General features: G+C 48.0%; 13 protein-coding genes. All 13 read right to left on the bottom strand.

Annotated elements, in window-relative coordinates; genetic code table 11:
• Position 1: 1 nt before the first annotated feature.
• Positions 2–1,489, bottom strand: coding sequence for an FAD-linked oxidase C-terminal domain-containing protein (locus OZ401_RS15020; protein ID WP_341471282.1), 1,488 nt, complete (start codon positions 1,487–1,489; stop codon positions 2–4).
• A 23-nt stretch (positions 1,490–1,512) separates the two neighbouring features.
• Positions 1,513–2,454: an HpcH/HpaI aldolase/citrate lyase family protein gene (locus tag OZ401_RS15015; protein WP_341471281.1), complete on the bottom strand. Its 942-nt coding sequence runs from the start codon at positions 2,452–2,454 to the stop codon at positions 1,513–1,515.
• 172 nt (positions 2,455–2,626) lie between these two features.
• Positions 2,627–3,811, bottom strand: a complete 1,185-nt coding sequence (locus OZ401_RS15010) for a class I SAM-dependent rRNA methyltransferase (RefSeq protein ID WP_341471280.1) — start codon at positions 3,809–3,811, stop codon at positions 2,627–2,629.
• Positions 3,808–4,473, bottom strand: a complete 666-nt coding sequence (locus tag OZ401_RS15005) for a hypothetical protein (RefSeq protein WP_341471279.1) — start codon at positions 4,471–4,473, stop codon at positions 3,808–3,810. The genes OZ401_RS15010 and OZ401_RS15005 overlap by 4 nt, the downstream gene beginning before the upstream one ends.
• A gap of 56 nt (positions 4,474–4,529) precedes the next feature.
• Positions 4,530–6,053, bottom strand: coding sequence for an aldehyde dehydrogenase family protein (locus tag OZ401_RS15000; RefSeq protein WP_341471278.1), 1,524 nt, complete (start codon positions 6,051–6,053; stop codon positions 4,530–4,532).
• Between the two features lie 145 nt (positions 6,054–6,198).
• Positions 6,199–7,146 carry a bifunctional riboflavin kinase/FAD synthetase gene (locus OZ401_RS14995; RefSeq protein ID WP_341471277.1) on the bottom strand — a complete coding sequence of 316 codons (948 nt, stop codon included), beginning with the start codon at positions 7,144–7,146 and terminating at the stop codon, positions 6,199–6,201.
• 31 nt (positions 7,147–7,177) lie between these two features.
• Positions 7,178–8,098 carry a tRNA pseudouridine(55) synthase TruB gene (gene truB / locus OZ401_RS14990; protein ID WP_341471276.1) on the bottom strand — a complete coding sequence of 307 codons (921 nt, stop codon included), beginning with the start codon at positions 8,096–8,098 and terminating at the stop codon, positions 7,178–7,180.
• 130 nt (positions 8,099–8,228) lie between these two features.
• Complete coding sequence (locus OZ401_RS14985) at positions 8,229–8,600, bottom strand: Rieske (2Fe-2S) protein (protein WP_341471275.1); 372 nt, start codon at positions 8,598–8,600, stop codon at positions 8,229–8,231.
• Between the two features lie 102 nt (positions 8,601–8,702).
• Positions 8,703–10,034, bottom strand: a complete 1,332-nt coding sequence (locus tag OZ401_RS14980; RefSeq protein WP_341471274.1) for an IS4 family transposase — start codon at positions 10,032–10,034, stop codon at positions 8,703–8,705.
• Positions 10,035–10,228: 194 nt separating this feature from the next.
• The gene (locus OZ401_RS14975) at positions 10,229–11,248 is read right to left on the bottom strand and encodes an aminoglycoside phosphotransferase family protein (protein WP_341471273.1); all 1,020 of its coding nucleotides are present in this window, start codon (positions 11,246–11,248) and stop codon (positions 10,229–10,231) included.
• An 81-nt stretch (positions 11,249–11,329) separates the two neighbouring features.
• Positions 11,330–11,995, bottom strand: a complete 666-nt coding sequence (gene trhA, locus OZ401_RS14970) for a PAQR family membrane homeostasis protein TrhA (RefSeq protein WP_341471272.1) — start codon at positions 11,993–11,995, stop codon at positions 11,330–11,332.
• A 13-nt stretch (positions 11,996–12,008) separates the two neighbouring features.
• Complete coding sequence (locus OZ401_RS14965; RefSeq protein ID WP_341471271.1) at positions 12,009–12,557, bottom strand: dTDP-4-dehydrorhamnose 3,5-epimerase family protein; 549 nt, start codon at positions 12,555–12,557, stop codon at positions 12,009–12,011.
• 4 nt (positions 12,558–12,561) lie between these two features.
• Entirely contained in the window at positions 12,562–13,812 is a 1,251-nt protein-coding gene (gene rho, locus OZ401_RS14960) for a transcription termination factor Rho (RefSeq protein WP_341471270.1), read from the bottom strand.
• Between the last annotated feature and the right edge of the window lie 120 nt (positions 13,813–13,932).

The following is a 13,932-nucleotide window of genomic DNA, read 5'->3' as shown; positions in this document are numbered from 1 at the left end:
CCTACCAGGCTTGCATACCATCGCGTTCGTAAGTTTTTTGCGCTGTACCTTGTTTTGGGATGCGGGTTTCGCCGCAACGACCGGGAGTTGGGAAAACCTTGCCGGGATTGGATAACCCCCGCGTATCATAAGCATCACGCACCCGCCGCATCACTCCTAAATCTTCTTCGTTAAAGACAAAGCACATCATGTCGCGCTTTTCCGCACCGATGCCATGCTCTCCAGACAACGCGCCACCAAATTCGGCGCAGGTTCGCATAATTTCCGTTCCGGCAGCAACCGCTTTTTCGGTATCGCCCTTTTTATTAGCATCGAACATTATCAGGGGGTGCAAATTGCCATCTCCGGCGTGGAACACATTGGCAATGGGTAGTCCAAATTCTTTGGAAATCTCGGAAATGCGTGATAATACTTGCGGCAATACACTGCGTGGCACTACCCCATCGCAAACGTAATAATCGGGCGACATGCGCCCAATCGCGCCAAATGCACCCTTGCGCCCCTTCCACAGCTTTTCACGCTCGGCATTATCTTTCGCTACCTTAAAGGAGAGCGCTCCTTTGCTAAGGCAAATTTCCTCGATAGCTTGGGATTGTTGCTCTAACGCTTCGGAAAAGCCTTCCACTTCCACCAGTAACACTGCCGCTGCCTCAACAGGGTAACCCGCTTGGACAGAGGCTTCCACCGCCCGTATCGCCAAATTGTCCATCATCTCCAGTGCGGCGGGAATCACACCTGCCTTGATAATTTCTGAAACTGCGTCCGAGCATTTCACAATATCGTCATAAACCGCCAGAAAGGTTTTAACTCCCGGAGGGAGCGGAGTGAGCCGCACCGTTATCTGCGTGACTAACCCGATTGTCCCTTCGCTGCCCACAAAAAGCCCGCACAGGTCGTAACCGGGCGCATCGGGCGCACCCGCGCCGCCGAAACGTCTAATTTCTCCGTCAGGGGTTACAACTTCCAAAGCTAGAGTGTGGTTGGTGGTTACACCGTAAAGCAGGGTATGAGGTCCGCCGCTATTCTCGCCCACATTTCCGCCGATGGTACAGGCTTTTTGGCTACTGGGGTCAGGCACATAGTAAAGATTCTGGGCGGCTACCGCCTGAGAAAGATGCAGGTTCACCACGCCCGGTTCTACCACTGCCCGCAAGTTCTCTACATCCACTTCAACGATGCGGTTCATGCGGGTAAAGGTTATCAGTACACCCCCTCGCAAGGGGATACTGCCCCCGCTCAAGCCCGTACCTGCTCCTCGCGCCGTGTAGTAAAGTTTCTCGCGGTTGCAATATTTAACGATTTCGGCTACTTGGTGAGTGTTGCGCGGGAAAACCACCACTTCCGGCATATGGCGGTCAATAGAGCCGTCATATTCGTATAGCTTCAGGTCGTAGGTTTTCCACAGCACGCCGCTCTCCCCCACGATTTGCATGAGGTCGCGTGCCAGTTTTTCCCGGTCAATTAGCTTTGTATCCTCAACAATTGCCATAAATCCTCTTTTGCGCTCTCTGTCTAAACCAGCCCCGCGATTCTAGCCTTTTCCACGATGTTGCGTGCCATCCGCAACGAAGCAGCATCCACCATTTTGCCGCTCACCGTGATTGCGCCGCGCCCCTCTGCCAGCGCTTTCTCATATTCGCTCACTACCGTCTGCGCCCATTGAATATCTTTTTCCGGTGGTGAAAACACTTTATTGGTCGCTTCAATCTGGCTAGGGTGGATACACCACTTACCGTCAAACCCCATCGCGCGGGCAACCCGACAAGAGTGCAAATAACCTTCCGGATCTTTAATTCCGGCGAAGGGTCCGTCCATACAGCGTAGGTCGTAGGCACGCGCCGCCGAGACGATGGCATGCATCACATAGTGCCAACGATGACCGGGGTACAGCTTGTCGTTCTCGTCCAGTTCCCCGATGTTATCCATCGGCATCTGCACCGAAGCAGCATAATCGCCCGGACCGTAAATCAGCGTTTCGAGACGCTCGGAGGATTTGGCAATCTCTTTTACATTTACCAAACCTAAAGCAGTTTCAATCTGCGCCTCAATCCCGATTCGGTTGCCAAATCCTTTGTAGGCTTCAATCTGGGAAAGCAACGTTTCCACCACATACACATCTTCTGGGCGATTCACTTTTGGAACCATCACCAAATCGAGCTTATCGCCTGCTGCTTCTATCACTTCGATTAAATCACGGTAGGCAAAATATGTGTCTAGCCCATTGATGCGGTACAGGCGCAGCTTTTTGCCCCAATCCAGTTCACGCAAGGCTTTGACCACATTGGCGCGGCTGGCTTCCTTTTCGCTGGGCGCAACCGAATCTTCCAAGTCGATACAAACAGCATCGGCAGAACTGGCAACGGCTTTTTCGATTATTCTGAAATTGGCAGCCGGAACTATCAAAATAGAGCGTTCAAGGCGAGTATCTATACGAGTGTGGGTGCTTACGCTCACAAGCTTCCTCCTGATAAATTTTTAAGCATGCAACAGGAATAGCGCTATATTACACCTCATAACCCTGCGTTTCAAATCGTGCCGTCATGTTTTTCATTATTTGAAATAATGTTGGGCTATATTTTACAATGTGAAATGTAGCCCAACGAGCAGTGGTTGTCAATCCACAATTTTAGGGGATGTCTAGCACACGGGCAAGAACGAACTTAAGATAGCGTCCTTCCATAAAATGGACGGGAACGGGGTGATCCAGAGGCTGCCCGGCATCATGTTGCAATAACAAACGTTTTCCGGCACTCATCGCAGCTTGCGCCAGCATATCACGGAACATATCAGGGCTGACATAAGCGGTGCAACTGGCGGTAGCCAGCAAGCCACCGGGTGCGACACATTGCAGCGCAAGACGGTTCAACTTCTCGTAACCGCGCAAGGCAGCATATACATTCTTGCGGTTGTGAGCAAAACTAGGCGGGTCGAGAATCACAATATCAAACTTCTGACCTTCTGCCACAAAACGGGTTAGTAGTTCAAAGCAATCTTCAGAAAGAAAGTCATGCTCCCATGCATCAAAGCCGTTTAGCTCAAAGTTTTGGCGAGCATCAGCGGTAGCCGCCGCCGCAATATCGCAACTGACCACTTTAGCAGCCCCGCCACGCGCCGCATATACCGAAAACGCTCCGGTATAGCTAAACAGATTTAGCACTTTCTTACCGGAACACCAATCCTGCATAAGGCGGCGGTTTTCGCGGTGGTCAAGAAACAGCCCGGTTTTTTGCCCTTCAAAAAGATTGGCACGGAAACGCAGCCCATGCTCGGTAATTACCAAGTTACGGGGCGGCATATTACCCCACACCAACCGAGATTTGACCGGGCTTTCTTCGTCGCCTTCACCGCGCCACCTTTCCAGTACTCCCTTGAGCTTGGTAGTCTTGCATAGGGCTTCGATTAGCATAGGCTTGAGGGTTTCGAGGCTTTCAGCGTAGGTCTGTATTACGGCAAATTGCCCGTAGAGGTCAACCGTAATACCCGGCAAGCCGTCGCCCTCACCGAATAACCAGCGATAAGCGGTGGTTTGTTGACGTTCGCGAATAGGGGCGCGGTTCTCCCACGCTTCCTGTACACGCGCCTGTAGCCACTCTGCATCCGGTACTTGGTGCTGAGAAAAGATGCGAATTGCAATGGCACTGGAATTATCCCACAAACCAAAGGCGGAGAAATTGCCGCAGCGTACCTTAACCCATGCCCCACTTGGTAATTTCACATCCTGAGTAATAGCTTCACGATAGACCCACGGATGCCCTTGTGCTAGTTTTGGACGCAGGCTAGCGGGTAGCGTTACCTCAAATAGTCTGCTCATAAGGCTTGCTGCCGAGCGCGACTCTCAATATCACGGGCAATCTCGGCAATGTGGGTGAAGCGTACCACATTGGAGGGATAAGGCAATCCGGCATTGCGCCGCCAATCCCGCAGATAGACGTGGGAGATTCCGCATTTTGCCAGATAATACACAATGCCACCGTCATCATCGGCATGCTCGTTGATTTCAAACTGGCGTAGCAGATGAAGTTTGTACTTACGGGTGGATTGGTCAGTATAATTGGCAAAAACATCCAAAATATACTTATCTAGTTGATAACGTTTAAGCCACGCTTGCACGATTTTGCGTGCCAGATAGCTACGCCCGGTAATAATTATCAGGTTACGATGTTTATACACTTCGGCAATTCCCGCATGTGCTCCCGGCATTGGTCTGCGCCCAAAATACCGCAACTGTTGGGATAAATCTTTGAATTTTAGCGAAACTCTGCCGGGCAAGCCTGAAACTGCCCTATCAACCCGTCGCACCTCGCCGATTTCATCATCGGTCAGTTTGCGGCTCAAAGTCCAATCCAACCCAAGTAATGGAGTACCTATTACTCCGTCAAGGTCAAACGAAAAGAAAGGTTTTGCGAGATCACCCGGTGGTAATTTGATTTCCCGGAATCCCCCCACCCTCATGTTTTTATCGGTAGTCGTCATCAGTTCCAATTGTTAAAGGTATGCGGGCAGGTTTAGAATCGCCTGCCCTTGTTTGATTATCGCTTGAATAAGAAATCTAATACTTTGCCTACTAACTTCTCACTGCGGCGGTTGTAGGGAAACCAGTATAATTCGCGCTTCATCCCCACTCTGTCCGACAAAATACCTTGCGCCCGGCAAAACATTCGGATACCATCCTCCGCACCATGCCGATAGCCAAAACCGCTTTGCTTGATAGCACCCATCGGTAATTCGGGGATCACATAGTTTATTGCCACATCATTTATACAGGTTGAACCAGCTTCAATCTGACGAGCCAACGCCATACCCCGAACTTTGTTAGAAGTCCAAACGCTGCTGCTTAGTCCGTACTTGCTAGCATTGGAAAGGCGCAAAGCCTCTTCCGCGTTTTCAACCTTGATGATGGGCAATACAGGACCAAAGGTTTCTTCTTGCATCAAAAGCATATCGTCGGTGACATCGGTAATAACCGTAGGCTCGTAGAAATAGCCGCCTAAATCTTCACGTCGTCGTCCGCCGATTAGTATCTTTGCGCCTTTGGCACGGGCATCTTCCACCTGCCTATCTACGATAGATAACTGGCGTTCAGACATCAGAGGACCCATATCTACGCTATCCCCGCTGCATGTTTCCACTCCTACCCGTAATTTTTGTACCTGTTCTACTACTTTTTGCACAAAACTGTCGTAGATAGACGCTTCCACATAAACCCGCTCTACCGAGATGCACACTTGCCCGGAATTAAACAAAGCCCCGTAAACTGCGCCATGTACTGCACGTTCGAGATTAGCATCACTTAGCACTATCATGGGGTCTTTTCCACCCAATTCCAGCAATACCGGTTTAAGAGTACGGGCAGCGCGTTCCATTACCTTTTTGCCAGTAGGTACGCTGCCGGTAAACGAAATTAGATCGGCTTCATCGATTAACGCGCCTGCGGTTTCTGCTATCCCATTGACGATTTGTAATACATCGCGAGGAACTCCGGCTTTATGACAGAAATCCATCATCAAGTGAGCGCAAAGTGGCGAAAACTCGCTCGGTTTTATCACTACTGCGTTCCCTGCCAGCAGCGCGGGTACCGTATCACCGAAGGAAAGTAACAGCGGGAAGTTCCAAGGAGAGATATTTCCCACTACTCCATAAGGGTTATACACTATAGTGCCGCCCTTATTCTTCAGTAGGTGAAATGATACTTTGCGATCTGCCAAAAACTTTTCAGCCCTGCGCCCGTAATAGCCTATAATATCGCTGACATAGAGCAGTTCCATCAAAACTTCGGGGGCAGGTTTGCCGGTTTCCAGCACGACAGTTTCTATCATTTGTGCTTTGTTTTCCAACAAAAGCTTCCGTGCGGCATATAAACGATTTGCGCGTTCTTTGAAACTCAGCGCTGCCCATTCTTTCTGAGCAACACGGGCGCGTTTTACCGCCAGCGCCACATCATCCGGGCTATCAATCTCAACTTCGGCGATTACCTCACGGTTTGCCGGATTCAAAACCTGATAAGTAGGGCGTTTTGCCGAATCGGTTTCTTCACGTACAACTTCGTACAACATAAAACTTACTCCTGGTACATTACTGCATGCGCTTCAAATAAACCTTCGGTTATAAGCGCATTATTACTGGGCTTACTGCAAGTTCGTTATACTTTTTACTCGAACGGTTGTCAAATAATTCTTCCAACTGAATATTATTGAGGAATCAGCCGTGCCCGTGTGCTGCCAGCACCTCGCGCCCCTTCATTACATCCAATTGGAGTTGGGCGCGGATTTCCTCGATTCCCGAAAACTTGCGCTCATCTCGTAATTTAGCGACAAATTGCACTTTCAGATGCTTGTCATAAAGGTCGTCTGAAAAGTCCAACAGATGGGTTTCGATACTGCGAGAGCCGTTATCAAAGGTGGGGCGCACTCCAATATTTGTAACACTAGAATATTCGTGTCGCCGATTCCCTTCCAGGATAGTAGTAATAGTGGCATAAACGCCATTGCCCGGAATGGCGAAATTTGAAGGGATTTCGATATTAGCAGTTGGAAAACCGATAACTCGCCCACGCTGCGCCCCATGTAAAACTATGCCTTGCACACTGTGAAAACGGTCAAGCAAACGGGAAGCATGATCTACATAACCTGCTATTAAAAGCTTACGAATACTAGTGCTGCTTACTATCTCATTGCCAACTTCAAGCGGGGCAAGGCTGTGCACATGGAAACCGCGTTGTTTACCCATTTCGCGCAATTTTATAATATTTCCCGAAGCTTTGTGCCCAAAAACAAAATCTTCTCCCACATGAATTTCGGTTACATTGGCGGGTGTGATAAGCCACTCCACGAACTGTTCAGGGGTAAGTTGCATAAAGTCTGTAGTAAAGGGCTGGATTATCAGATAATCGGCACCGATTTCAGCGATAAGCTCGGCTTTATCTTCCAGCGTAGTGAGATAAATCATGGGATAGTTAGGGCGCACTACAGTATCAGGATGCGGATTGAAGCTAATAACTGCGGACTTCACGCCTTGTTCACGCGCCCGCATTACCGCACCTGCGATTAGCGCGCGATGTGCTACATGTACACCGTCAAATGCGCCGATTGTTATGATTAATTTTTCATCGCGCTGCTTTAACTGGTACAGGTCGTGCAGTAACTCCAAACCTAAAACCTCCAAACCTAAACCGGATTAATTAAATAAAGACTTTGGCAGGATGCCATTCCTGCCCTTCGCGTTCCAATAACGCCAGCAAATCACCCTCATCAGTATAAACTCGTCGGTAGGGTAGATCGGTGCTGACATTTAAATTTACCTTCCACTGGGAAAGTGGCAAATCTTCTTCTAGTGGCAAATTTCGTCCCTGTCGGATTTTTTCTGCGGTGCGTGGGTCAACTATAATTGCCGGGAAAGTGCCTATAGCGCGGTCGGCATGCATAAGTACTTCTTCTAGGGTATCCTCTTTAACTCGCGCTGCCAGTTCGGACAGGGTAATAGCATCCTTAATATGAAAACCACCACTCTGGACTCTTACCAGATGTTGCATATAAGCGCCGCAACCCAATTCTTTTCCTATATCATACACCAGTGAGCGTATATAGGTGCCCTTCCCACATTCTACCCACAAGCGCAGCCAAGGAGATTCCCACAAGGTGATTCTGGATTCATAAATTTCCACCGGGCGAGGGACGAGTTCAATATCCGCGCCTTTACCTGCCCTTGCCGCCTTGTATAACGGCTGTCCTGCCACCTTGATAGCCGAATACAATGGTGGAACCTGCATAATAGCGCCCCGATACTTTGCCACCGCTTGCTCAAGCTCATCACGGCTATAATTGCGCACTTCGCCGATAGCCTGAATTATACCTTCGCGATCGTAGGTATCGGTTTCAATTCCCAGAACCAAATCGGCGCAATAGATTTTGCGGGAATCGCTGAGGTATTCCACCACACGAGTAGCATGCCCCACACAAACCGGCAAAACACCCTCGGCGGCGGGGTCAAGAGTACCGGCATGCCCTACCCTTTTTTCGTGTAATATTCGACGCACCCCCGCCACCACATCATGGCTGGTCATGCCGATCTCTTTGTAGATATTCAGGATGCCGCTGATCATTGCAGCCCCATTTGCCCGCTTCCTTCTTTTTTGTTATTCACGGGCGTAATTTTAGCACAAATTGGGGGAAGGTGTGGCGCAAAGTAAGGGGCTGGTTCATGAAAGAACAAAGCGAAACCGGACGAACATTTTAAGAGGGGCGTGCGAGCTTTAAATAAATCTGATCACCTTGTAGTTGCACCGGATAGATATCAAGTTGGTATTCAAAAAGACTAGCTTGATTCATCCCTACGAGAGTACCGTCGCGCACATCGAACGGCCAGTAATGCAGCGGGCATTCGATGGTATAACCTTCAAGATAGCCGTATTTTAGATGACCTCCAGCGTGCGGGCAGAGGCTAGAAATCGCAAATATTTCGCCATCGATATTTAAAAGCAATACATTGCCAGTATCAATATGCACTACTTTACGGCTACCGGGGGGTAATTCTGGCAATGAATATACTCGCACAAGTTCAAAAGAAGAAACGGTTTTTTCAGCAAAATCTTCGGTGTTTTCCATAAGCTATTTCAAAATCTATGTGATTAAGTAACTATTCACCCCCTACCCCCTCAAGGGGGAATAGAAGAGAGGAGTTCAAGGGGTGTTCCCATCAGTTACAAGTTAAGAAATTAAAGGGAAAGTCAAATCAGGTTTAGGTCTGGGTCTTGGACGTTTGACAATCCCTAAAAGTTTGGCATTAGTGGCCAAATACTGAACCACACTAACTTCTAGCCCTCTAGCCCTCACACGGCTTATATGACCCAGCCCCAGATATACCATTTCTACCGAAATTCGGCTCAAAGGCAGTTCCAATTCCTCCGCCACCTCATCACTCAAATCAATCAAGACACTGTACATTAACCAGGTTGTCCATAACTGTAATAATATGGCGTTTTGGCTACTGCCATAAAAATAAGCTAAGCCCAGCAACCGTTTTACCGTTTTGAAGGCATCCTCTATCCGCCAGCGTTGCCGATATAGTTCGGCGATTTGAGTGCCACTTAACCGCTCTAGCTCCAGCACATTGGTGACATAACTGTACCATTTACCCGCATATTCTATTTCCACTTGCCTTAATATTAACGGTTGCCTAGCCGCATCTTTCACTTGTATTAGCCATTCACGCTGCCCCTCTCTCCAGCTTAACTTCTGGAGAACTTGATGCACCATTCTGCTCTTGACCCGACTGATAAAGTATTTGCCTTCTGAGCTTAACTGAGCGTATCGCCCATAATTCACGAAGCCTAAATCGAACAGCAGTAAAGCTCCACTGGGCAGGCTTTCACAAATTTGTTCCCACCAGTTCTGTTCGTGGCAGTAACTATCCTCCTCATACCATACTTGGGTAGGTAATTGACTACGCAAGTCTAACATTGCTAACATTCGCCCACCTAATACCGTCTGCTCAGTTTCCCGTAACAAACCCACTTTCTTTATCAAGGCATCCAAACTGGAAGCGTCCACTGCCACTATCTGTTTGAACTCAGCCAGTCCCTTTTGCAACTCTTTCGGGAGGGGACGTTGGCGAGCTTGGCTACGTTTTTGTACTTCTGACAAGACCTCCCTTAAAATACTTTCAAATAGACTAGCGGGCAACTCTCGCAAACGTTCACTCACGGCTTGCTGGCTTACTTTAAGGGCTGGTTGCCACAGTTGTCCGTACTGATTAAGTTCTCTAACCGCGGCACTGACCGAACCCAATTGTCGCCAGATTAGACTAATCAGGAAACAAACCATTACTGGTAGGGTGAGGGTACGGCAACGTAAGCCTAAGCTTTGATAATGCTGCGTCAGATTTAGAATTGCTGGTTCGATCAACTGATTGAGCAGTTGCTCTATTTCCTGCTCGGTTGGGGCGGGGACGGGTCGTTTTGAGCGCTCCAACATTATTGCTCTGGTCTGACGTGAATGGCTCGTTTTGGTATTCTTTTTATTATTATTTTGGGTACTCATACCTCAAATTATAAGCTATTTTGCTTCTTTTTTGCTTGACAATCCTTTAGAACCCTTAACTTGTAACCTATGGGGACACCCCTTGCCACCCCGCACAGTGGTTGCACCCCTGAGAACCCCGCTCGGATTCCGTTAGTTACATAGGTCTATTTTCTATCTGCCCGAATTGTTACGTGATTAAATAACTAAAGCTTCTATCTTAATATCGTAGATAGGTCAAAAACTTCATCAATCAAGCTTGAAACTGAATAATTATAAGCAACCAGACCGGAAGGAATATAATGCAAACCGCATTGGTTAAACCAACGAATCATGCTCATTTTCTTTTCAATCTGCGCGCTCACCAACGCTTCTTCGAAATCTTCCACCGGAAAGGGAGTGCCACTAATTGCGCGGTAAGCCTCCCGGTAAGCCTGTGTTACCCTCGGCATCATCTCATTGCCAAAGGTAGTAACCGCAAAATTGGTAATATCTACGAGATCAAGCAAACCAGCGCCAAAACAGGCAGTTGACCAATCCAATATTACAACGCGACCATCCTCCGCGCTAAATATTATATTATCGGCATCAAATTCGCCATGTACCAGTGTTTGCGGCAATTGTACCAAAGTGCTAACAATTCTGGAATATCTATCCACCACTATTTCAAGCTTGGCAAGATGGCGAGAAGTCACTGCCCGATATTTGCCTTGTTTTACCAGCAATTCGGTGGTTCTGAGCGCATCCACTGCGCTCTGGCGATATTTATCCGCATCATAAAAGGGCAAGTCTAAATTAGAAGGCAATTCGCCCGTTTTTACCTGTGACTCAAAAGAGGTATGCAAACCAGCAAGAGTGGAAATAGCCCGATAAAGATTTTCAACGGAGTTCTCCTTATTCAAAGTGCGGTCACCTAAATCTTCCAGAAAAAGCCAGACTTCGTTACCCACTTCAAAGGTACCGTAAAGCAAAGGAGTCCAGCGATTACGCTGGGCAAATAAATACTGATAAGTTAATAATTCGGTGTGGAGGGGAGGTAAAATGGTTTTGAAAATCAAATTAGGCAACTCTGAGCTTCGAAACTTAAGACGTTCAACTCGCGAGAGCGGCCATTGATGGAGAAGGGTGCGACTTTTGAGATTGCTATTAACACCCGCTACGCCCGACCCTTCATTCTGAAGGCTGAAAAGGCTGGCTACTGCTTCGCGAACTTTTGAGTCACCGGGTCTATTCATAGGGATATGTCACCACATTGGAGAAAAGACAACTACATTTAATCCCTATTATTCTAGATAATGCCCCGAATAAAAGCAAACTCAAATGCGCGGGTAGGGCAATACCCAGAAATAAATGCACAAGGTAAATGCCGTTCCACCCGCAATCACAAATATATGAAAGATTTCGTGGAAACCAAAATAGTTAGGAAATGGATTAGGACGGCGTAGCGCATAAACCAGCACACCAACTGTATACAACGCGCCACCAAGCACTAAGAAGCCTACCGCATACCAAGGCAATACCGAGATTAGCGCGGGAAAAGTTAGCAACGAAACCCAGCCCATACTCAGATAGAATCCGGTTCGTACTCCTCTTGAAATGCGATTTCCCAGAATTGAAATGACTATGCCTGCCAGCGCCATCAGCCAAATTGCGCTCAAGGTGATGATGCGAACCCAATCGGAAAGCACGTTAAAGCAGATAGGAGTATAGGTTCCGGCTATGAGTACAAAAATATTGGCGTGATCAAAAGTGCGCCAAATCTTATGCCAAATACCGCGCCAATCAAAAATATGGTAAATCGCGCTAACGGCATATAGTATAAAGGTGCTGACCCCAAAAACCAACACACTGAACATGCGTGGCAAATCTTCGGAAGATTCCCAGCATAGAAAAATAATTACCCCAATCCAAGCAATCGCGGCAAAAGCATGAAACCACCCTCTGAGAAGTGGCTTTAGAATCTTTTCAGCGTGTTCTTGCAAAGACGCTCCTCCTTTATTGGAATTTATCCGGAAAAAGTTCTCGCAACCGGGGGTTCTGCTTATCGCGTTCGCTGATTATCGGGTTTGTAGTGGGCCAAGGAATAGCGAGATCGGGGTCGTCCCACGCTACTGCAAAGGTATCACTGCCATCATAAAGTTTGGAAACCATATACATATAATCTATTTCGGTGATGGCGTAGGCGGAATTAGCAAACCCTTCCGGGATATAAAGTGCAAGGCGATTTTCATCACTCAGTTCAAAAATCTCGTATTTACCAAAAGTGGGCGAGTCCGGGCGAATATCCACAATCACGCTCATTACTTGCCCACGGGCTATCCAAGTAATTTTATCCCAATGCTCGGCGTGCAACCCACGCAAAACATTCTGCATAGAATGTGAATGGTTTATCTGGAGAGTCTGGAAAGTTTTACCGCTAATACGGCTAAGCTCGGCAAGGTCTGCAATTTCCACAAAGGGATTTTTTGCATCTTCCGCAGGCTGCTCTGGACGTTGTATCTTGAGCAACCCGGGAAGTGTGGTTGTGAAAATTCGCGTAGTCACAGCTCTAAAGTACATCCTTGGTTAGAGTTGTGAGGAACTCAGGGTTATTGTGAGTTTTAGCCATACGTTGCAATAGCAGTTCGATACCTTCAGTACCACCCAGAGCCGAAACCATTCGGCGCATTGTCCAGACTTGCTTGAGCGATTGCTCGTCGAGCAACAATTCTTCGCGACGGGTACTGCTGCGTTGGATGTCGATAGACGGATAGATACGACGTTCCGCCAGTTTGCGGTCAAGGTGCAATTCCATATTGCCGGTTCCCTTGAACTCTTCGTAAATTACATCGTCCATACGAGAGCCGGTATCTACCAGACAAGTAGCGATAATGGTCAAACTGCCGCCTTCCTCGATATTACGGGCTGCGCCGAAAAACCGCTTCGGTGGATATAGCGCTACCGGGTCAATACCGCCGGTAAGGGTACGACCACTGGGAGGCATTGCTACGTTATAGGCACGGGCAAGGCGGGTGATACTATCCAGCAGGATAACTACATCCCTGCCGCCTTCCACCAAACGCTTGGCACGTTCCAAAGCCATTTCCGCCACTTTAGTGTGGTTATCAATTTCTTCGTCAAAGGTACTGCTGATAACCTCGCCGTTTACACTCCGCTTCATATCGGTAACTTCTTCTGGACGCTCACCGATGAGTAATACCATCAGGTGTATGTCAGAGTAGTTAGCGGTAATGCCGTTGGCTATTGATTTTAGCAGCATCGTTTTACCAGCTTTGGGCGGCGATACAATCATACCGCGCTGCCCCCGACCGATAGGCGCTACCAGATTCAAAAGACGGGTGGAAAGTATATTTGGCGCAGTTTCAAGATCAATAAGCTGTCGTGGAAATATCGGGGTCAAGCTGTCAAAATTCGGACGGCGGCGCGCCACTTCAGGGTCCATGCCGTTGACTACTTCTACGCGCAAAAGGCTGAAATATTTCTCATTATCCTTTGGCGGACGTACCTGACCGGATACACGGTCGCCAGTGCGCAACCCGAAACGCCGAATCTGGGATTGGCTTACATAAATATCATCAGGACCGGGTAGGTAACGATCCTGGCGCAAAAAGCCAAAGCCATCTTCCATTGTTTCAAGGATACCGGCAGCGAAGATGTTGCCTTGTTGTTCAGCTTGCGCCTGAATAAGTTTCATTATCAGGTCTTGCTTCTTCATGGTGCTGAACCCGCTCATACCAAGCTCACGCGCCATATCACGAAGGTCTTCAACTGTTTTGGTTTCTAACTCTGCGAGGTTCACTAAATTAAACTCCTGAATTATCAAATAACATAATTAGCGGCTGGCTCATACACACGCTAATTTCAACTCATGCATATCACATCTAACATAATCTATATTGACCCACTCTGAGAAGCAGGT

The sequence above is a fragment of the Candidatus Chlorohelix allophototropha genome (assembly GCF_030389965.1).
Taxonomy (GTDB): Bacteria; Chloroflexota; Chloroflexia; order Chloroheliales; family Chloroheliaceae; genus Chlorohelix; species Chlorohelix allophototropha.
Note: the sequence above shows the minus strand (reverse complement) of the source record. Positions and strands in the feature narration are given on the sequence as shown.